The organism is Sulfurimonas hongkongensis, from assembly GCF_000445475.1.
Classification (GTDB): Bacteria; Campylobacterota; Campylobacteria; order Campylobacterales; family Sulfurimonadaceae; genus Sulfurimonas; species Sulfurimonas hongkongensis.
On sequence record NZ_AUPZ01000002.1, the window covers coordinates 53385 to 73124 of the forward strand.

19 protein-coding genes are annotated in these 19740 nt (G+C 34.9%); 10 read left to right on the forward strand and 9 right to left on the reverse strand.

The window, feature by feature from the left end; genetic code table 11:
* The first annotated feature begins 181 nt into the window (after positions 1-181).
* The gene (locus M947_RS12800; RefSeq protein ID WP_021286418.1) at positions 182-790 is read left to right on the forward strand and encodes a DUF6166 domain-containing protein; all 609 of its coding nucleotides are present in this window, start codon (positions 182-184) and stop codon (positions 788-790) included.
* Here the strand turns inward: M947_RS12800 and M947_RS12805 are convergent.
* The gene (locus M947_RS12805) at positions 787-2070 is read right to left on the reverse strand and encodes an EAL and HDOD domain-containing protein (protein WP_021286419.1); all 1284 of its coding nucleotides are present in this window, start codon (positions 2068-2070) and stop codon (positions 787-789) included. The two genes, M947_RS12800 and M947_RS12805, sit on opposite strands and share 4 nt — an antisense overlap.
* A 111-nt stretch (positions 2071-2181) precedes the next feature.
* On the opposite strand from M947_RS12805, the gene flgA reads away from it, so the two are divergent.
* From flgA to tmk, 4 genes are read left to right on the forward strand one after another with little or no spacing between them, the layout of a single operon-like run.
* Positions 2182-3063 (forward strand): flagellar basal body P-ring formation chaperone FlgA, encoded by an 882-nt coding sequence (flgA, locus tag M947_RS12810; RefSeq protein WP_021286420.1) that lies wholly within the window; start codon positions 2182-2184, stop codon positions 3061-3063.
* Between the two features lie 13 nt (positions 3064-3076).
* The gene (locus tag M947_RS12815) at positions 3077-3601 is read left to right on the forward strand and encodes a UbiX family flavin prenyltransferase (protein ID WP_021286421.1); all 525 of its coding nucleotides are present in this window, start codon (positions 3077-3079) and stop codon (positions 3599-3601) included.
* A 2-nt stretch (positions 3602-3603) separates the two neighbouring features.
* Entirely contained in the window at positions 3604-4089 is a 486-nt protein-coding gene (coaD, locus tag M947_RS12820; protein ID WP_021286422.1) for a pantetheine-phosphate adenylyltransferase, read from the forward strand.
* Positions 4080-4649, forward strand: a complete 570-nt coding sequence (gene tmk, locus M947_RS12825; protein ID WP_021286423.1) for a dTMP kinase — start codon at positions 4080-4082, stop codon at positions 4647-4649. Before coaD ends, tmk begins: the two co-directional genes overlap by 10 nt.
* 3 nt (positions 4650-4652) lie before the next feature.
* Here tmk and M947_RS12830 read toward each other — a convergent pair whose 3' ends face one another.
* Complete coding sequence (locus M947_RS12830; RefSeq protein ID WP_021286424.1) at positions 4653-5330, reverse strand: superoxide dismutase; 678 nt, start codon at positions 5328-5330, stop codon at positions 4653-4655.
* 184 nt (positions 5331-5514) lie between these two features.
* Here M947_RS12830 and hisS point away from each other — a divergent pair, with 184 nt between their 5' ends.
* From hisS to M947_RS12855, 5 genes are read left to right on the forward strand one after another with little or no spacing between them, the layout of a single operon-like run.
* Positions 5515-6726: a histidine--tRNA ligase gene (hisS, locus tag M947_RS12835; RefSeq protein ID WP_021286425.1), complete on the forward strand. Its 1212-nt coding sequence runs from the start codon at positions 5515-5517 to the stop codon at positions 6724-6726.
* Complete coding sequence (locus tag M947_RS12840) at positions 6726-8453, forward strand: FMN-binding glutamate synthase family protein (protein ID WP_021286426.1); 1728 nt, start codon at positions 6726-6728, stop codon at positions 8451-8453. The genes hisS and M947_RS12840 overlap by 1 nt, the downstream gene beginning before the upstream one ends.
* A complete protein-coding gene (speA, locus tag M947_RS12845) occupies positions 8450-10279 on the forward strand; it encodes a biosynthetic arginine decarboxylase (RefSeq protein ID WP_021286427.1) in 1830 nt (609 codons plus the stop codon). The genes M947_RS12840 and speA overlap by 4 nt, the downstream gene beginning before the upstream one ends.
* Positions 10280-10287: 8 nt before the next feature.
* Positions 10288-10989, forward strand: coding sequence for a serine O-acetyltransferase (gene cysE / locus M947_RS12850; protein WP_021286428.1), 702 nt, complete (start codon positions 10288-10290; stop codon positions 10987-10989).
* Positions 10990-11049: 60 nt separating this feature from the next.
* On the forward strand, positions 11050-12219 hold the full coding sequence (locus M947_RS12855; protein ID WP_021286429.1) for a pyridoxal phosphate-dependent aminotransferase: 1170 nt from the start codon (positions 11050-11052) through the stop codon (positions 12217-12219).
* Positions 12220-12382: 163 nt separating this feature from the next.
* Here the strand turns inward: M947_RS12855 and M947_RS12860 are convergent, their stop codons facing one another.
* The 7 genes from M947_RS12860 to M947_RS12890 all read right to left on the reverse strand — a co-directional run bounded on the left by M947_RS12860 (position 12383) and on the right by M947_RS12890 (position 19631).
* Positions 12383-12586, reverse strand: coding sequence for a hypothetical protein (locus M947_RS12860; RefSeq protein WP_021286430.1), 204 nt, complete (start codon positions 12584-12586; stop codon positions 12383-12385).
* Positions 12587-12606: 20 nt separating this feature from the next.
* Positions 12607-13557, reverse strand: a complete 951-nt coding sequence (gene lpxD / locus M947_RS12865) for a UDP-3-O-(3-hydroxymyristoyl)glucosamine N-acyltransferase (protein ID WP_021286431.1) — start codon at positions 13555-13557, stop codon at positions 12607-12609.
* 44 nt (positions 13558-13601) lie between these two features.
* Complete coding sequence (gene ilvN / locus M947_RS12870; RefSeq protein WP_021286432.1) at positions 13602-14078, reverse strand: acetolactate synthase small subunit; 477 nt, start codon at positions 14076-14078, stop codon at positions 13602-13604.
* Complete coding sequence (locus M947_RS12875) at positions 14078-15772, reverse strand: acetolactate synthase large subunit (protein WP_021286433.1); 1695 nt, start codon at positions 15770-15772, stop codon at positions 14078-14080. Before M947_RS12875 ends, ilvN begins: the two co-directional genes overlap by 1 nt.
* 88 nt (positions 15773-15860) lie before the next feature.
* Positions 15861-17987, reverse strand: a complete 2127-nt coding sequence (locus tag M947_RS12880) for a WD40 repeat domain-containing protein (protein WP_021286434.1) — start codon at positions 17985-17987, stop codon at positions 15861-15863.
* A gap of 1 nt (position 17988) precedes the next feature.
* Positions 17989-19194: a threonine ammonia-lyase gene (ilvA, locus tag M947_RS12885; RefSeq protein ID WP_021286435.1), complete on the reverse strand. Its 1206-nt coding sequence runs from the start codon at positions 19192-19194 to the stop codon at positions 17989-17991.
* A gap of 5 nt (positions 19195-19199) precedes the next feature.
* A complete protein-coding gene (locus tag M947_RS12890) occupies positions 19200-19631 on the reverse strand; it encodes a CoA-binding protein (protein WP_021286436.1) in 432 nt (143 codons plus the stop codon).
* Positions 19632-19740: the final 109 nt, after the last annotated feature.

Below are 19740 nucleotides of genomic sequence, written 5' to 3' on the forward strand. Positions count from 1 at the left end.
ATAGATTTTGTCGATATAAATATATAATAAATCAAGGAATATTATCATGTTAGTTTGGTTATTGGTATTTTTTTTGCTTATGATAGTGAGTTATACTATTTATAGGACTCTCTTTTGCATAAAAAAGATAGATTCTAAAAGTAGTAGCCAAAACTATATTTTTAAACTATAAGAGATAATTATGACAACTAGAATCAATCATGTTTTTAAAGGACATAAGACACTTCTTGGAAACAGGTATGTAACGTATGCAGAAGTAGAACTACCTCTGAAATACGAGCTTTTTAAAAAATCAAAAGATGGCTTTGACTGGGGAAATAGTAGTGCGTCATCCATGCAACTAGCTTTTTCAATACTCCATCAGCTAAGTGATACTGAGTTTGCACAAAACTATGCTTTAGAGTTTTGCAATGACATCATAAAAGGTCTATCTGGTAGAGACTGGATACTAAATTCAACTGACATTATAAACTGGATAAAAAACACTCCTGATGGAGAAGAGATCTTAAGAGCAAAAGCACAAGCAATGAGAGTATCTCAGCCGTCTCCAAAGGCTTTTAAAAAGATAAAAAGAAACATAGTAAAAGATATATGTAAAGAGCTAAGCATTACTCAAAAAAATCTTGCAGAAATTTTAGAAATTCCAGAAGGAACCGTAAGTAGTTGGGCTGTTAAAAATGAAATCCCAAGACTCGGTAAAAAAGCTATAGAGTTTTACATCCAAAACAGAAGAAATCAAGAAGTAGTAGATAGCTATAAAAACTTTGTAAAGCTCTTGCAAACTGCTTAGGAGATTTTTGTTCTACTAAGCTCGAACTCATTTGCACTACGGATAACTTCTAAACTCAAGTCTTCAAGTGACTGAGTGTCTATTTTATATTTTTCGCAAAAAGTCTCAACTTCTTTTATATTGAAGTCCTCAAGACTCTTTGCAAATATAAGAATTTCGCCTAAAACTCCTTTGCCATCTACTATGGCGTCCTTTATTTCTATGTCTATATTTAATTCATCTAAAACCCGTCTAATACTTGCATTAAAGAGTGCATCTAAGAGTGATAAAACTCCTAAAAAATAGACTTTTGATGTTAGATTTTCAATGCCTGTATCTTTTAGTTGCTTTGACACCTCTACCATGAGGTCTGTTCTTGATTTTAGTAGTTGCATAAGAGCAGTTTCGCCATCCTGCTCACTTTGACTTGACTTTGTAGAGTACATCATAAGCATAAGCCACTGGGTAAGTGGTGTTCTACCCATAAGAGTCAAGACTTGACGGATTGAAGATATTGTATGTCTAAAATGAAAAAAACCTGAATTTACATACTTTAAGAGTTGAAGAGATATAGCATGATTTTGCTCAAATTTCTCTACTATTTCATCAATAGAAGCATCGCTCATCATAAAGTTACAAAGTTCTACTGCTCTAAGACTTTGTGGATCAAACTTCTCTTGTTCTAAAATTTTCGGTTTAGCAAAAAAGTAACCTTGAATAAGTTTAGCATCATACTTTTTTGCCTTATCATAGAGTTCATGTGTCTCAACTTTTGTAAATATAATTTGTGCCTCAATATCTTTTAGTAACTCAAGATTTTGTTCTGTTGTGTTTATATCTACTTTGATATAACTAACGTACTTTAGTAGAGAGCTAAATGATTCAAGCACTTCTTTTGTGAGTAAAACATCGTTGATGGCTAGTGTGTAACCAAGTTCACTTAGTTCTGTTATTCTTGTTTTTAATTCATCTGTAAGGTTCATACTAGCTTGAAGTGAAAATATAAAATACTCTTTAGGTATATAAAAAACGACATCATGCATCAAAAAGTTTTTATCGGCTTTTATGAACGCTTTTTTATCTCCTAAGAGATTCTTAACTCCAAACTTATTCAAAATATTGCTCAAAACTGCAACCGTAGCCTCTCTGTCATCTTGGATATTAGAACTCTTGTTTGAGTCTCTATAGAGCATCTCAAATGCGAATATGCTCTCATCATTGCTTAATATAGGTTGTCTTGCTATATATAGATTTGGATTCATTGCATTCTCTAAAATAAATTTTAATATAAAAGTATACAAAAAATACCTTAAGCATAATATGCAGATTATTTTTATTTTAATAATAAACTTTATCAATCAGTGCATCTACAGTTCAAATTAATATGTTACAATAAATAAAAAAGCTACAAAATGTCTAAAATATTCACTCTTTTCATTATTTTAACAGGTTTTATATATGCAAGTAACTTTGCGCATGTAAAACTTCAAAGTACTTACTATGTTGACTCAGATGATATCTATATCTCTCATATTATAAAAGATGCTCCAAGGAACAAAAAAATATATAAGATACGTGATGGCAGGTATACAAAAAGAGTAAAATCACAAGAACTACTAAAAGTACTAAAAGAAAATGGATATAGAGGTATTGTTGCTCAAACCTCTTATGTAAAGTTTGTAAAATCAAGCCCGATAGACACTTCAAAAATAGTTAATCATGTTAGGCTTTACTACCAAAGACACTATAAAAATATAGAGATAAATAGTATAAATATTCAAACAAGAGGCTTTATAGAATCACTTCCAAAGAGTTATGTAGTCAAGATGAGAGATGATGCTTATCTTGCAAAAGATGGAATATTAAGTATTAAAACACCAAAAAACAAAAAAATCTACTTTAACTTTATGGTAGATGCAAAGGTTATTGTCTACGCAACAAAAAAGAGACTAGCAAGAGCCACTCCACTATCAGCTCTTAACACATTAAAAAAGAGTATAATTTTAGATAGGTTCATGGCAAAACCCATAGAAGAGCTAGATAAAAAACCATTGCAAAGTAGACACCATCTACAAAAAGATAGCACTATAACCATAAGAGATGTAGAAATTTTACGTATAGTTAAACGAAATGAAAGTATAAGTGTTTCAATGGATAGTAAAAACATGTCTATAACTTTTAGTGCAAGAGCTCTTCAAGATGCAAAAATGGGTGATACAATAACGGTTGAAAAAGCTAATGGTACAAGATTGAAAGTAGTAGTAGTTGGAAAAAATAGAGGGGTGATAAAGTAAATGTTGGGCAAAAATGAAGCGTAAAATAGTAGTAGCAACAAGCGGGGCCAGTGGAGTAAACCTAGGCATAAAGACCATGAAACTACTTCCTAGAAACATTGATAAACACTTTATTATGACAAAAAACTCTAATATAGTTTTACAAAAAGAGAATAACTTAACCATTTATGACAATGAAGACATAGCAGCAAGTGTTGCTTCTGGCTCATTTGGAGTAGATGCTATGATAATAGCACCTTGTAGCATGAACACGCTTGCTAAAATCGCTTGTGGCATCTCAGACAACTTAGTAACAAGGTGTGCGAGTGTTGTGATAAAAGAGCAAAAAAAACTTATCTTAGCTCCAAGAGAGATGCCCTTTTCTGCCATTGCACTAGAAAATATGCTTAAACTATCTCGTCTTGGAGTCATAATAGCTCCTCCAGTTATAGCCTACTACTCACAACAACAAACACTAGAAGAGATGGAAAATTTTATCGTAGGCAAGTGGTTTGACTTGCTTGATATTGAGCATAATCTTTATAAGAGATGGGAGTAATATTGAAAAAAATCGCACTATATCCTGGAACATTTGATCCCATTACAAATGGACATTTTGACATAATTGAGAGAGCTTTAAAACTCTTTGATGAAGTCATTATTGCTGTTGCCGAGTCACATGAGAAAAAACCTATGTTTAGTCTACAAGACCGTATAGAGATGGTAGAAAAATCAACAAAAAAACTAAACAATATAAGTGTAGTTGGATTTGATAACCTAACAGTTGAGCTTGCCAAAACACATGGAGCGACTATCCTTATTCGTGGACTTCGTGCACTTAGCGACTTTGAGTATGAATTGCAACTTGGATATTTAAACAACTCGCTTGATGACTCTATAGAGACAGTTTACTTGATGCCAAAACTAAAACACGCTTTTATAAGTTCATCTAGTGTTAGAAGCCTTTTAAAGTTTAAAGCAAAAACAGAGCACTTGATTCCTAGTGAAGTACAAAAAATCATAGGGAGCAAAGAGAGATGTATGTAACCATAGAGGGTATTGATACTGCTGGAAAAAGCACACAGATTCAAAAATTACAAGAGCACTTTAAAGATGCCATTATCACAAAAGAACCAGGTGGAACCAAGCTTGGTTCTAAGATAAGAGAGATAGTCTTAGGTGCACAAATAAATAGTAAAAAAGCTGAATTTTTACTCTTTTTAGCAGATAGAGCTGAACATATCCAAGAGGTCATAAAGCCAAATATTAGTAAGATGATTATTTCTGATAGAAGCATTGTTAGCGGGATCGCTTACGCTTTAGTTCAAGGAGAGATAAGTGAGACTGCAATTGTACATCTAAATAGATTTGCAACAGATGGAACCTACCCTAAAAAAGTATTTTTACTAAAGCTTACAAAAGAGGAGTTAGAGTTTAGACTATCTCAAAAAAAGCTTGATGGTATAGAACTCCGTGGTGTTGAGTATCTCTTAAGCATTCAAGATGCCATTGTAAAGGCTACAGAGCTCCTAGAATTGGAGCTTGTAGTGGTAGATGCAACTAAAGACATAGAGACAATAACTAAAGAGATAATTAAAAGTATTTAATATCTAACTTGTAACTCTATCTGCATTTTGCATATCATCTAGTATCTGGCAAAATGGATCGTGTATGTCATTACATGGTTCTATAGCAATAAAAACATCATTATCTGTTGCTTCATAAGTTTGTTCTGCAAACTCCCAGTTTATATGCTCCCAAAATTCAGCTAAATATTTTGGTCTTGCGTTTCTATAATCTATATAATAAGCATGTTCCCAAACATCACAAACAAAAAGAGGAATAGCTCCATAACTTAGTGGGGTGTCCGCATTTTTAGTCTGCTTTAGCATTAACTGCCCTTTTGCTTCACGAACGAGCCAAACCCAACCTGAACCAAAAAGAGTAGCACCCTCTTTTAAAAACTGCTCTTTTAGAGCCTCAAGTGAGCCAAAATCTTCTTCTATCTTAGTAAGCAGTTTTCCTTTTGGCGGAGTCGACTTAGCGCATAGAGATTTCCAATAAAAAGTGTGGTTAAAGGTTTGAGCTGCGTTGTTGAAAATAACTCCATCACTATCGCGAATGATAGATGAAAGAGATATTTTGTCATATTCAGTACCCTTTATAAGATCATTTAAGTTCTTAACATAAGAAGCGTGATGCTTATGATAGTGAAACTCTATAGTCTCTTTAGATATAAAAGGCTCCAATGCGTCCTCTTCAAATGGTAGTTTTTGTAACTCAATCATAATCTTGTCCTTAAGTTTTTTATATATCAACAAACAATTATAATAGTTTATTATTAAAGGACATTTAATCATCTAAGATACTTTAAAATAGTCCAATAGTAACTCAAAAATAAATATCATATAAGCATAAAATGGTATCCTTTCATAGATTTATTAACTCCAATATAAAAGTTCAAGGAACTACATGATTAAGTCGCTAAGAGGTATGAATGATATTATGAGTGAGGATTACCAAAGATTTACTCACTTTATAGAGACTGCTACGTCCATAGCCAAAAGATATGGTTATCACTTTATAGAGACTCCTCTACTTGAAGAGACTGCTCTTTTTAAACGCTCTGTTGGGGACTCTAGCGATATAGTTTCAAAAGAGATGTATCAGTTTATAGATAAAGGAGACAATGATGTTTGTCTTCGCCCTGAGGGAACTGCTGGTGTTGTAAGAGCTTTTGTGCAAAAGAAACTTGACAAAGCTGGTGGTATTCATAGGTTTTTCTATCATGGGCCTATGTTTCGCTATGAGAGACCTCAAAAAGGAAGACTTAGAGAGTTTCATCAGTTTGGAGTTGAGAGTTTTGGGGTTGAGAGTGTTTATGAAGATGCCTCTATAATTATGATGGTTAGCGATATCTTAAATGCCCTTGGCATCGGATATAGGCTTCAATTAAACTCGCTAGGGTGTAGTGAATGCATGCCACCATATCGCCAAAATCTTGTCAACTTTGTTAAAAGCGTAAAAGATAGGGTTTGTGAGGATTGTATTCGTAGACTAGAAACCAATCCCATCAGAGTTCTTGATTGTAAAAATCCTACTTGCCAGACTATATATAGAGATGCACCAAAGCTTATAAGTTCTTTATGTAAAAATTGTGATGATGACTTTACTACTCTAAAGAAGATACTCAAAGATAACGATATAAACTATGAGATAGATACAAATCTTGTTCGTGGGCTTGATTATTATTCCAAAACTGCATTTGAATTTGTAAGTGACAATATAGGAAGCCAAAGTGCGATAGCTGGTGGCGGAAGATATGATAGACTTGTAGAGTTTTTAGATGGAAAAGCTACTCCTGCGGTTGGTTTTGCTATTGGGATTGAGAGGTTACTAGAACTTATAGAGATGCCACAAAATCAAAGAGAAGGCTACTATATGGGGGCTTTAGATGAAGAGGCGATTGACCTAGTTGTAAAGCTTACGCAAAGTAAAAGAAAGACTCATAAAGTCACACTTGATTATAAAGCAAAAAACTTACAAAAGCATCTAAAAGCAGCTGATAAAGCAGATGCTAAATTTTGTTGTGTCATTGGTTCAAATGAGTTAAACAATGATACAATTTGGGTTAAAAACTTGCAAGAAAAAACAGAAGAGATTATCAAGATAGAGGACTTTTAATGCAAACACTCCATAGTATCTGGGTTTTATTTATAGAGTTTATTGAGTTTTTTATACTCGCTGGTCTATTTGCTACTATAGCTTTGTTCATTTATGATAAATATATACAGAGAAAACATGCTCTGCTTGTCAACTACCCAGTTATTGGTCGCTTTAGATACTTCTTTGAAGCACTTCGCGAGCCACTTCGTCAATATTTTGCAAATGAGACTTTTTATGACTCAAAAGATAAAATAGACTGGGTATACACTGCTGCAAAGGATTTGCCAAATTTCAAATCTTTCTCAGTAGCTCAGCCATTTTCAGGTTCAAGGTTTATCATAAAACATGCTACAAATGTTTTAAATGAAGATGAAGTTCTAGAAGATACAAGTGTGATTTTTGGTAAAGACAGGGAGATTCCTTTTGTATCACATACTCCTATTATCCGCTCTGCCATGAGTGATGGTTCAATCTCTCCAGAAGCAGTTAGAGCTTTCTCTATTGCAGGAGCTAAAACAAATCTAACTATAAACACAGGAGAGGGATCACTAACTTCAAACCATCTCTTTACTCATAAACCAAACCTAGATGATTGTGATTATCTTGAAATAGTTGAGAGTACACCTTTGGCTGAGTTTATTTTTACAATGGGAGATAAGTTATTTAATCGTGCAATAGCTTTAAAATGGTACAGAACTACCCTACTAAATAGAGATACACAAAACACTTATATATATGATACAGTCTCTCATGTACTCTTTCGAGTAAACTGGAATGCCCCTCTTGAGTCATTTCCAAAAGAAGTTCCACAAGATATTCCAAATATGATATTTCAAATGAGTTCTGGTCTTTATGGGGTAAGAGATGCAAGTGGCAAGTTTGATGAGTTAAAGTATCAAAAAGTAATGAAGTTTTGTAAAATGACTGAGATAAAAATAGCTCAAGGTGCAAAACAAACTGGTGGAAAATTAGCTGCTGCAAAAGTAACTGCTGATGTTGCATTTTACAGAGGTGTGCCACAAGGAAAAGATATATTTTCACCAAATAGATTTCCTTATGCAGATACAACAGAACATCTTTTAGACTTTGTAGAGAGACTTCAAAAACTCTCACTTAAGCCTGTTGGTTTTAAGATAGTTATCTCTGATATGGATGCTGTAGATGAACTGGCTTGTGAGATTGCAAAAAGAAAAGCTGATGGCAAAAACATACCTGATTTTATCTCAGTAGATAGTGGCGAAGGTGGAAGCGCTACTGCTCCACTAGAACTTATGGAATCAGTGGGTCTAACAACAAACAACGCCCTTTATATCTTAGATGCTATGCTAAAAAAACATGATGTTCGTCAAGATATAAAAATAATAGCAAGTGGTAAAATACTAACTCCAGATGATGCTGTAACCACTCTTTGTATGGGTGCAGATGCCATAGGAATTGCAAGAGGTTTTATGATGAGTGGTGGCTGTATTCGTGCTAGAATGTGCTCTGGTTTTGGTTCTCATGTTTGCCCTGTTGGAATGGCTACACAAGATGAGAAAAAAAGAGCCTCATATCTTGTTGTAAAAGAGGGAAAAGAGATAGGAAACTATCATCTAAATCTAGTTAAAGGAATGAAAATGATATCTGCTGTTATGGGCATCAAAAATATCAAAGATATGGATAAAAAAAACTTAACCTTTAGAAGCCAAAACTCTGAATTATATTTTGATATAGATAAATATTTTCAACAAAAGCTACATATATGAATGATTTTGGTTTAGATATCTGGTCCAATAAAAACTTTATAATCGAAAATGATGAAGTTAAACTAAACTACAAAAGTATGCCATCCATTTTAGAACTTGTTCAAGAAATTCGCTCAAATGATGTTAGAGGTCCTATGCTTTTGAGGTTTCCACACCTTATAAAAAAACAGATAAGTAGCCTCTACTCCTACTTTGATAAAGCTATAAAAATAAACAACTATAGAGGCAGTTTTAATGCTGTTTTCCCTCTTAAAGTAAACCAGTTTCCTCATGCTATAGAGGCTATTACAGAGCAAGGAGGGAGATTTAACTATGGGCTTGAGGCAGGTTCAAAAGCAGAGCTAATCCTTGCCATGAGTAAAACTCCACTTGGAGCTTACATAACAGTAAATGGCTTTAAAGATAAGGAGATGATAACTCTAGGATTTATTGCAGCTCAAAGTGGACACAATATCACTCTAACTATCGAAGGTTTAGGAGAGCTGGAGACCATCATAGAAGTGGCACAGGAGTGCAATTTAAAGGTTCCTGACATTGGTATAAGAGTAAGACTTCATAGTGCGGGAAGTGGCATCTGGGCAAAAAGTGGTGGAATGGATGCTAAGTTTGGACTCACTTCTACAGAGATTATAGAGGCTATTAAACTCTTAAATGAAGCAGATTTATTAAAACATCTAAGTATGGTTCATTTTCATTTAGGCTCTCAAATGTCAGATATAGCTCCTCTTAAAAAAGCACTAAGAGAGGCTGGAAATATCTATGCTGAACTTAGAAAGATGGGTGCAGACTCACTTGATAATATAAATATTGGCGGAGGTTTAGCCGTAGAGTATGACCAACATACCAAATCAAAAGCTAGAAACTACTCAATAGATGAATTTACAAGCTCAGTTGTCTTCTCGCTTGGTCAAGTAATGGATGCTAAAAATGTAAAACATCCAAATATTTTTACAGAATCAGGTAGATTTATAGTAGCATCGCATGCAGTTCTTGTCACTCCAGTACTAGAGCTTTTTACGCATGACTATCAAAAAAAACTCTTAAACTTTAAACCTGTAAATCCACCTCTTCTTGATGAGCTAATAGAGCTAAATAATCTTCTTAGCAATCAAAACTGTATAGAGTATCTTCACGATGCACTAGATCATATGGAGTCACTACTTACTCTTTTTGATTTAGGCTATATCGATCTTCAAGACAGATCAAACGCAGAGATTTTAGTTCACAACATTATAAAAAGAGCCTTGTATCTAAAGTCAGCAGACCCAACAGATGAGTTAGAGCAACTTCAGGTAAAGCTACAAGAGAGATATCTTATAAATGCCTCTATCTTTCAAAGTTTGCCAGATTACTGGGGTCTAAATCAACACTTCCCAGTTATGCCACTACACTACCTAAACACAACACCACTAAGAGCCGCGTCTCTATGGGATATAACTTGTGATAGTGATGGAGAGATAGGTTTTGATCCTGATAAACCTCTCTATTTACATGATATTGATCTTGATGAAGAGGATTATTTTTTAGGCTTCTTTAACGTTGGAGCTTATCAAGAAACACTTGGAATGAACCACAATCTTTTTACGCATCCTAGTGAATATACTATTGAAATAGATGAAGATGGACACAAAATCACAAACGAAGTTGAATCAAAAAACATTTTAGAGATATTAGAATCACTCGGTTATAGTAAAGATGATATTTTAGATAAACTTAAAGGTGATTTGATAAAAAGTGACTTTATTTCGAAGCAAGAAAAAAATGATACACTTGCAAAACTTGAAACTTTTGTAAATCAAAATGGTTATCTACGAACTACAAACTAAGGTTAATTATGGGATTATTTGGCGAAATTAAAGAAGATTTTTTGAATGTTTATAGAAATGATCCTGCTTTTAACTCTAAACTAGATTTTATCTTTAATTATCCTGGCATTTGGGCAATAGCGTGGTACAGAATAGCACACAGACTCTATAATGCAAACTATAAAAGACTCTCTAGAATGATTATGGGTGTAAATCATATAATAACCAACATAGATATACACCCAGCTGCAACTATTGGACCTAGAGTTTTTATAGATCATGGAACTGGTGTTGTTATAGGAGAGACTAGTGTTATAGAGAGTGATGTTTTGATATATCAGGGAGTAACCCTAGGTGGTGTCTCTTTAGTTCAAGGAAAGCGACATCCCACTATTAAAAAAGGTGTAGTTATCGGCGCTGGAGCCAAGATATTAGGTAATATTACTATCGGAGAGTATTCAAAAATAGGTGCTAACTCTGTGGTCGTTAGAGAGGTTCCTGATTGCTCTACTGCTATTGGTATCCCTGCTCATGTTATTCAAAAAGGAAGATGTAAAGATCCATTTATGCATAACTTGCTTCCAGATATCAACAAAGAGATGTTTGAGTATCTTCTAAAGAGAGTTGCTATACTAGAACATATCTTAGTTGTTGACAATAAAAATGTTCTAGAAGAAGATTTAGAACTAGAAAATATCTACGAATCCTTTATAAAAGCTATGAAAAACTAAGCTATATATATTATATTTTTAGTATAATTGCATCAATATTTTATTGCAAGGAATGCACTTATGCTAACTGACCGCGTCAACACACTTTCTGAATCTATTACTATTGCTATTACTACCTTAGCACAAGAGTTAAAAGCCCAGGGGAAAGATATCCTTAGCTTTTCTGCTGGAGAGCCTGATTTTAATACACCTAAAGTTATCAACGATGCTGCAATTGCCGCAATAAATGAAGGTTTTACAAAATATACTGCTGTTGATGGTATAGTTGAGTTAAGACAAGCGATAGCTAATAAGTTAAAAAAAGACAATAATCTTACATACGCACCAAACCAAATTATCACAAGCAATGGTGCTAAACACTCTCTTTTTAACCTCTTTAGTGCAACCATACAAAAAGGCGATGAAGTTATTATCCCTGCACCTTATTGGGTTACTTATCCTGAATTGGTTAAGTATTGCGGTGGGGATGTAGTTGAGATAGAGACTAGTGATGAAACATCTTTTAAAATAACTCCAGAGCAACTCAGCGCTGCTATTACTTCAAAAACAAAGATATTAGTATTAACTACTCCATCAAACCCTACTGGCTCCATCTACTCAAAAGATGAACTTATAGCTTTAGGTAAGGTCTTAGAAGGTACTGATATCATAGTTGCTTCTGATGAGATGTATGAAAAACTCACCTTTGATGGTACCTTTACATCTTGTGCGGCTGTTAGTGAGGATATGTTTAAAAGAACTGTAACCATTAACGGACTAAGCAAGTCAGTAGCAATGACTGGTTGGAGATTTGGTTATATGGCTGCACATGATACTGAGCTTATAAAAGCTACTAAAAAGTTACAAAGTCAAAGTACGTCAAACATCAATACTATAACTCAAAAAGCCGCTATTGCAGGTCTTGATGGAAGTGCTGATGCAGACATTGAGATGATGAGATTAGAGTTCATTAAACGAAGAGATGAAGCCTACGAGCTTATAAACAAGATAGATGGACTTAGTGTTGTAAAGCCTGATGGTGCATTTTACTTGTTTGTCAATATCAAAGAGGTTAGCTCTGATTCACTTGCATTTTCAAAAGATTTGCTTGATAAAAAACTTGTAGCTGTAGTTCCAGGTATAGCTTTTGGAAGCGAGGGTTACTTTAGAATGAGCTTTGCAACTGATATAGGTACTATTCGTACAGGAATCTCTAGAATCGCAGAGTTTGTTAAAGAGTGCAGAAAATAAAAATTATCCACTAGTTCCAATGCTCTGCGTTGGAACTCATATATATATCTTAGTTGTTGTACATATATAGGCTCACACGTGGAGCGTGGAAGCCAGAGTGATTAAAGCACTAGTCGAGAGTGAGTTGTTATATAGACAGAGCATGGGATTGAGTGAAAACTCTTTATTTTAGAGCTTTAAGTGCTTCTATAACTTCATCTAAATTATCTAGTGGTATATGAACTTTCCACTCTGGAGCATCACTCTTCCCAGTTAAAGATATACCTATACTAGCTACTGTTTCACTATCTTCTCCATATGGCTCTTCTAGCTTAGTTATAGATATAACACCTTTTTTTGTTCCACTTAATTCTATTGTTTTTAACATGATTTGAAATCCTTTAAAAGTTATTTTACTAGTTTAGCTAGTTTAGCCTGAAGTTTCAACCACAATCTATGTTCCATCAAAGGAAAACCAGCAAATGTCAAGCCGCTCTCTTTGATGCTTTTTGTAACCCCACTTCTTGCGGCCATAGTTGTAAATGCTGCAATCTCAAGATGCCCAGCTATTGCACTTTGTCCGCCCATTACAACATTTCTACCCATCTTAGTAGATCCTGCAATACCAGCTTGTGAGACTAAAACGCTATACTCACCTATCTCGCAGTTGTGACCGACTTGAACAAGGTTGTCAATCCTAACGCCTTTTTTTATAAGAGTAGTTCCAAAAGCAGCCCTATCTATCGCAGTAGAACTTCCAATTTCAACACTATCTTCTATAACTACATTTCCATTTTGATATATCTTTTTATGCTCACCTAGCTTTGAAGTAGCAAAACCAAAACCATCACTTCCTATGGTTGTATTTGCATGTATAATACAATCACTTCCAACTTTACAATCTCTATAGATACAAACACTTGGATGAAGAGTAGTATTATCACCTATGGTAACATTTGCACCTATATATACATGAGCCATAATAGTACAGTTCTCACCAATAGTAGCACCTTTTGCTATTTCAGCTTTAGGCGATACTTTACTACCCTCGCCTATCTTTGGCTCTGGAAGTGTTTCATCTTCTATACTAGGAGCAAAATACTTTGAAAGTTTTGCCATCTCCCAATAAGGAGATTCTACTACCAAAGCTATAGAGTTCTCTGGTACAAACTCTTTTGTGTTAGCATCAACTATTATAGCCCTCGCTTTTGAGTCTTTTATATCATTTATATACTTTGAGTTTGACACAAAAGAGAGTTCTGTTTTTGAGGCAGATTTGAGAGTGTTTATGCCTGTAATTTCAAAGTCTTCTTGGTTAAAATCAACTCCAATGATGGTAGCTATTTCTGATATCTTCATCTATATCCTTTTAGGCAATATACTACCTTACTAAAGATCATCTACTATCTCTCAAGTGCAACAGCACCGCTTCTTACTATCTCTTTAGGATTATATCTTTTTATCATCTTTAAGAAGTTATCTACTCTTTTTGGATCATCTGCTATCATTGCAATAAAGATATTTTCTCCAACATTTACAATATTACCGTTATAAGCCTGACACAAAGCAGTTATATCGCTAATACTTTCAGTTATAGGAAACTTTATAAGAGCCATCTCTTTTTCAACCAAATCAGCATGCTCATAAACCTTTAAAACAGGAACTAGCTTGTGAAGCTGCTTAGTAATCTGCTCTATAACTCTAACTGAGCCAGAAGTTACTATAGTTAGTCTTGAGTATTTGCTCTCAGGAATCGGAGCTACTGTTAGTGAAGTGATGTTATACCCGCGACCAGAAAAAAGATCTGTGATACGAGATAAAACACTCGCTTCATTGACAACGATAACTGAAACTACTCTTCTTTCACTATTTTCAGTCATTATTTCTCCTTTCTCTCTAATAACATCATGTTAAAGAGGCTTCCACCTGATGGGACCATCGGCATAACATTCTCTAACCTCTCAACTACAACATCGATAAAAGCAACGATGTTCTTCTCTATCGCATCCTTTAGTGCTGCATCAAACTCCTCTTTTGTTGTAACTCTATAACCTACCCCACCAAAAGCCTCTGCTAAGAGGACAAAATCAGGCTGAACGCTTAGGTCTGTTTCACTATGCCTTTTATCATAAAATAGTGTCTGCCATTGTCGAACCATTCCTAGATAGTTGTTATTTAGGATGATGTTTATAACTGGAAGCTTTTGCTCAACCGCAGTCATTAACTCTTGGCAGTTCATAAGGATAGAGCCATCTCCAGTAAAGTTTATACTAATTTTATCAGGAGATGCAGCTTTAACGCCCATTGCAGCTGGAAAACCAAAGCCCATAGTTCCAAGTCCACCAGAACTTATAAACTGTCTAGGACGACTAAAAGGGTAAAACTGTGCAGTCCACATCTGATGCTGACCAACATCTGTTGAAATATTTGCATCATCTCCCAGTAACTCGCCTACTCTCTCTACAACCCATTGTGGTTTTATTCTATCTGTGTCTTCATGATAGACAAGAGGATGAAGTTCGGCAAAGTTTGCTACAGTCTCTCTCCACGGCTCATATTTATTAGAGTTGATGGATGTAGAGAGTTCAAGCATCTCTTTTACAACATTTTTAACATCTCCAACTATTGGGTAGTCAGCATTTACAAGTTTTGAGATAGATGCAGGATCTATATCAACATGGATAACACTTGCATTTTTTGCAAATTCAGATAGCTTACCAGTTACACGGTCATCAAATCTCGCCCCTAGACCTATAACTAAGTCAGTCTCACTCATTGCCATATTTGATGCGTAAGAACCATGCATTCCAAGCATTCCAACTAAGAGTTTATCATCATGAGATAAAACACCTCTAGCCATAAATGTCTCAACAGCAGGTATCCCAGTCTTCTTTATAAGCTCTCTTACTTCGTAACCAGCATTTGCATTTATTACCCCACCACCAATATAAAATAGTGGTCTTTTTGCTTTAGCAATTGCCGCTATCGCTTTTTTGATTTGACGAGGATTACCTTTGACATTTGGTTTATAAGTCTCAAGACCAAGCTCTATAGAATAATCAAACTCTGCAATCTCAGCGGTCACATCTTTTGGAATATCTACGTGAACAGGACCAGGACGACCAGATGCTGCAATATGAAACGCTTCTTTTAAAACACGAGGTAGATCACTTGCATTTGTTACAAGGTAGTTGTGTTTAGTACATGAACGACTTATACCAACTGCATCTATCTCTTGAAATGCGTCAGTGCCGATAAGACTCATAGGAACTTGCCCACTTATAACAACTAATGGAATAGAATCCATATAAGCATCAGCTAAACCAGTCACAGCATTTGTAAAACCAGGACCACTCGTAATCATAGCTACACCGACTTTTCCACTCGCTTTTGAGTAGCCCTCAGCAGCATGAACTGCTGCTTGTTCGTGTCTTGTCAAAATATGTTTAAAATTGTCTTGTTTATAAATCTCGTCGTAAACATTCATAATCGCTCCACCAGGGTAGCCAAAAACTGTGTCTACACCCTCTGCGATTAATGCTTCAATGACCATTTGTGCGCCACTAATCTGCATAAACGACTCCTTATTAAAAAATTCGCCAATTATATGAAAATAGAACTATAATAGAGGTTAAAAAGTCTAAAAATTTTGTGATTTAAATTTAATCTAAGATGGAGTTTACAATCATAGAAGTTCGCCACATACTCTTAGAGCCTTTAGTTTGGAGTTTTAGGTTAAGTTTTGTTTGCGGATAATTGTCTTTAAAGATATTAAAAAGAGACTCTATTTGGTCTTGAAGTCCAAAGTATAAAATATAGTTTTTTATACCCTTCTCTATAGTAGCTTGATCTCTTCTTTCTTCTATGGCCTTTTCAAGCTCAACCATATAACACCAACCATAGATGCCTGCAAGTGCTGAGCTTTTGGAGCTTACCTTTATATACTTTTCTAAAACTCTATTTAACCCTTTTATATTTGCATCTAGTGCAAACTCATTTGCAGTTGCTACTGCATCGTTATACTCTTTTTGAAGTTTTTTAGCATCTTGCGTGTTTTGTAGGTCTTCATTTAGAGCTAATATATTGTAGGCAGTAGTCATATCATCTTCTTTTATAGCTGCGTAAAACTTATGTCTGCACTCTATGCTTTTCATAAGCTTCTTTGCATCTAGAGAAAAGTCAGTAAAATCCACTAAAATTCTTAACATCTTGATAGCTTCATGGGTATTGTCTTGCTGGAGAAATTTTTGGCTCTTTATATAGAGTGAATCCCCGTAATTTATAAGTGCGCTATAGTCTGGGAGCTCTTTTAAAAATGAGTTTAGTTTTATAAGCTCAAATGCTACTTTAAAATCTTTTTGTCCTATAGCTATACGAAAGCGTTTATAAACTTCACTCTTTGCAAGTAGATCTTGGATAAACTTCGTTTTTTGCGTCACACCCCTGTATGGAGCTAAAATTTCACGAGCCAACTCTGCACCATTTGGATCTATGGCATATCTTTTAGCCTCAGAAAATGTTTTTTTCCAGTTTAGCTCAAGCGTCTTATATAGTTGAGAATCTTGGTAGTGAGGATGCTTTAGAGCTAAAGCATAGGCAAGGGGAAATTTTGACTCTTGTGCAAATTTTGCAAATTTATCAAACTCTTGATACTCTGAGATAATGGCTTTAATAGCAGAGTTTCTAGCTGGTATCTTTTGAAAATTCCCAAAAAGTGCAAGAGCCTTTTTTTTATCATTTTTCTCTAACGCCAACCTTGCTTTTTTTACCGTTGTATTCCAAATGGAGATAACAATTTGATAGGCTTTTGTGTAGGCTAGGAGTGGATTTTTTTCTACAATTTCTTGGATTTTTTTATAATTTTTTATCTTCAATAGCTTAGTTATACGTTCCTGTGATTCAAATATATCATAAATAAGTAGATTAGAATTCTCAGTTGCAACAATGAGCTGTGAAGTTTTTCCATCAAACTCAAGAGCTGTTATAGTAGATGATAATTTTATATATTTTCTTGACAATATCTTGTAACTCTCAAGTTCGTAAACTATAACATAGCCTAACTCGGTTCCCAAAAAAAGAAAGACTCCATCTTGACTTGATGTTATACTCGATATGTCATCATGAACACCTTCAAGCCTCTGAATAATTTTCCCTTTTTCATAATCCCAAACTATAGCAGTGTTTGCCTTATCTATACTAAAGAGTCTATTTTCGCTCAAGAAATGAACTTGTAAAACTGCTTCTTTATGTCCTATAAGTTTGCATTTTTTTGTCATAGTTATCATATTAAAAAGATAGATTTTTTTATCATAGCTCGCAGTTGCAGCCCACTGAGCATTTTTACTAAAGGCTAAATCATTGATGGCATCAGAATGGATGGGAAGTGTAAAAGCTACTCTTTTATTTATAATATCTATGGCGTATGATTTTCCATCATCACCACAACTAAACATATACTTAGAACTTGGATCTATTGCCACACAGTTAACTTCACCGCTATGCCTATCCATCTTTGCAATAGCTCTTTTGCTCTTTGCATTATAAAGAAGCGACTCTTTTTTAGTAGAGCTTATAAGCGTAAAATATAAACCATTACCACTAAAGTCAAAGACTTGTCTCTTAAAACTACTATATTCTATAGCGCACTTAAACCCAGAGAGAGTTCTTAAACTCATAAGATCTAAAAATCTAATTACACTCTTGGCATCTACAACTAAGAGTTTGCCATCATCCATAAGTTTAACTCTTATGATGGCATCTTTTAGGCTTACTTCTTTTGTTGGCTTCATGCTAATGATCTCTTAAGTACCCCTCAGCTCTTAACTTATCTTCTATCTCTTGTTGATGTGCTTGACCTTTTGTCTCCATGTGAACAGTAACATTCGCATCTCCATAATCAAGTGAAATCGAAGTTCGATCATAGGCAATATGAACAATGTTTGCATTTAACTCTTTTAGTATCTCTGTAAAGTGCATAAGAGAGCCTGGTTTATCTATAAGAGTAACAGTTAGCTTCATCTTTCTGCCAGACTTTAAAAGACCTTTTTCGATAATTACAGACAAAAGTGTAACATCCATATTTCCGCCACTTAGAACTAGGGCCACTTTTTTTCCCTTTAGATGGTCAAGCTTGTTATGAATAACAGCGGCTACAGTTGCAGCTCCAGCACCCTCAACTACGAGCTTTTGTTTCTCAAGTAAAGCTAAAATAGCACTAGCAATCTCTGCATCATCCACACTAACAAAACGATCTACACTCTTTAGTGCATATGCAAGCGTGATTGAAGAAGTGTCTCTAACTGCGATCCCATCAGCAATAGTTCTAACACTAAGAGAATCAACAGCTTTTTTAAGCTCAAATGAGTCTTTAAAAGCAGGTGCACCTTTTGCGCTAACGCCTATAACTTCTATGTTAGGATTTATACTCTTTATGGCAGTAGCCATTCCAGCAATAAGACCGCCACCACCAACTGGGATGACTACTGCATCTAACTCTTTGCAAGATTCAAGTATCTCTAGCGCTAGTGTGCCTTGACCTGCCATCACATCTTCATCTTCAAAAGGGTGTACAAAAGTCAGAGAATTTTTTTGCCCAAACTCTTTCGCATAGGCATAAGCTTCATCATAGTTAGAACCTGCCAAAATCACCTCTGCACCATAGAGCTTTACACCATCTATCTTTGTTAAGGGAGTAGAGTCTGGCATCACAATAACTGCTCTAATACCAAACTTTGAGGCGCTAAGAGCCACGCCTTGAGCGTGATTTCCAGCGCTTGCAGCTATAACACCACAATCTTTTTGAGCCTCTGTGAGTGAGGCTATCTTGTTATAGGCACCTCTAATCTTAAAAGCACCAGTTATTTGAAGGTTCTCTTTTTTTAGGTAAATCTCCATCGATGATATCTTACTTAGATGTGGAGCGTATGAAAATGGAGTTTGTGATATAACCTCCGCTATTGTCTCTTTTGCTTTATTAATCTTATCTAAATCTAACAACTTGTCTAACCTTCCAATGCTTTATGCTCTACCATCGTACATAGATTTTGTACAACTCTCATCCCTGTGTCTTTAGCTCTTTGTGCAGCCTCATTATTTACAATACCAATCTGCGACCAAAAAACTTTAATATCGCCTCTTTGAATGCACGCATCAGCTACATCATCTAGTGCTTTTGGTTTTCTAAAAATATCTACCATATCTACTTCAAACGGTATCTCTTTTAGTGATCTATATACTTTTTCTCCAAGTATAGTCTCTTCTTTTGGGTAGATGGGGACTATCTTATAACCAGACTCTTTAAGATAAGCTGCAACTCTATGACTAGCCTTGCTCTCATCTGGAGATAGACCTACAACAGCAATAGTTTTTATCTCTTTAAAAATCTCTTGTATCTCTTTTTTATTTGAATTTACTGAGGGGAATTCGCACTCCATTATAATCTCCTTGAAATAAAGTATATATTAAAGATGCGATTATATCGAAATTTAGCCGTGTTAGTTTATGCTGTGTAAAAAAACATCTAGCATTTCTAAGAGAGGCGTT

Bases quoted from the DNA above. Each gene is read 5' to 3' on its own strand.
- tmk (WP_021286423.1), top strand. From the start codon at position 4,080: ATGTATGTAACCATAGAGGGTATTGATACTGCTGGAAAAAGCACACAG.
- M947_RS12855 (WP_021286429.1), top strand. From the start codon at position 11,050: ATGCTAACTGACCGCGTCAACACACTTTCTGAATCTATTACTATTGCT.
- hisS (WP_021286425.1), top strand. From the start codon at position 5,515: ATGATTAAGTCGCTAAGAGGTATGAATGATATTATGAGTGAGGATTAC.
- lpxD (WP_021286431.1), bottom strand. From the start codon at position 13,557: ATGAAGATATCAGAAATAGCTACCATCATTGGAGTTGATTTTAACCAA.
- M947_RS12890 (WP_021286436.1), bottom strand. From the start codon at position 19,631: ATGGAGTGCGAATTCCCCTCAGTAAATTCAAATAAAAAAGAGATACAA.
- M947_RS12880 (WP_021286434.1), bottom strand. From the start codon at position 17,987: ATGAAGCCAACAAAAGAAGTAAGCCTAAAAGATGCCATCATAAGAGTT.
- ilvN (WP_021286432.1), bottom strand. From the start codon at position 14,078: ATGACTGAAAATAGTGAAAGAAGAGTAGTTTCAGTTATCGTTGTCAAT.
- M947_RS12875 (WP_021286433.1), bottom strand. From the start codon at position 15,772: ATGCAGATTAGTGGCGCACAAATGGTCATTGAAGCATTAATCGCAGAG.
- M947_RS12860 (WP_021286430.1), bottom strand. From the start codon at position 12,586: ATGTTAAAAACAATAGAATTAAGTGGAACAAAAAAAGGTGTTATATCT.
- M947_RS12840 (WP_021286426.1), top strand. From the start codon at position 6,726: ATGCAAACACTCCATAGTATCTGGGTTTTATTTATAGAGTTTATTGAG.
- M947_RS12800 (WP_021286418.1), top strand. From the start codon at position 182: ATGACAACTAGAATCAATCATGTTTTTAAAGGACATAAGACACTTCTT.
- M947_RS12815 (WP_021286421.1), top strand. From the start codon at position 3,077: ATGAAGCGTAAAATAGTAGTAGCAACAAGCGGGGCCAGTGGAGTAAAC.
- M947_RS12830 (WP_021286424.1), bottom strand. From the start codon at position 5,330: ATGATTGAGTTACAAAAACTACCATTTGAAGAGGACGCATTGGAGCCT.
- speA (WP_021286427.1), top strand. From the start codon at position 8,450: ATGAATGATTTTGGTTTAGATATCTGGTCCAATAAAAACTTTATAATC.
- flgA (WP_021286420.1), top strand. From the start codon at position 2,182: ATGTCTAAAATATTCACTCTTTTCATTATTTTAACAGGTTTTATATAT.
- cysE (WP_021286428.1), top strand. From the start codon at position 10,288: ATGGGATTATTTGGCGAAATTAAAGAAGATTTTTTGAATGTTTATAGA.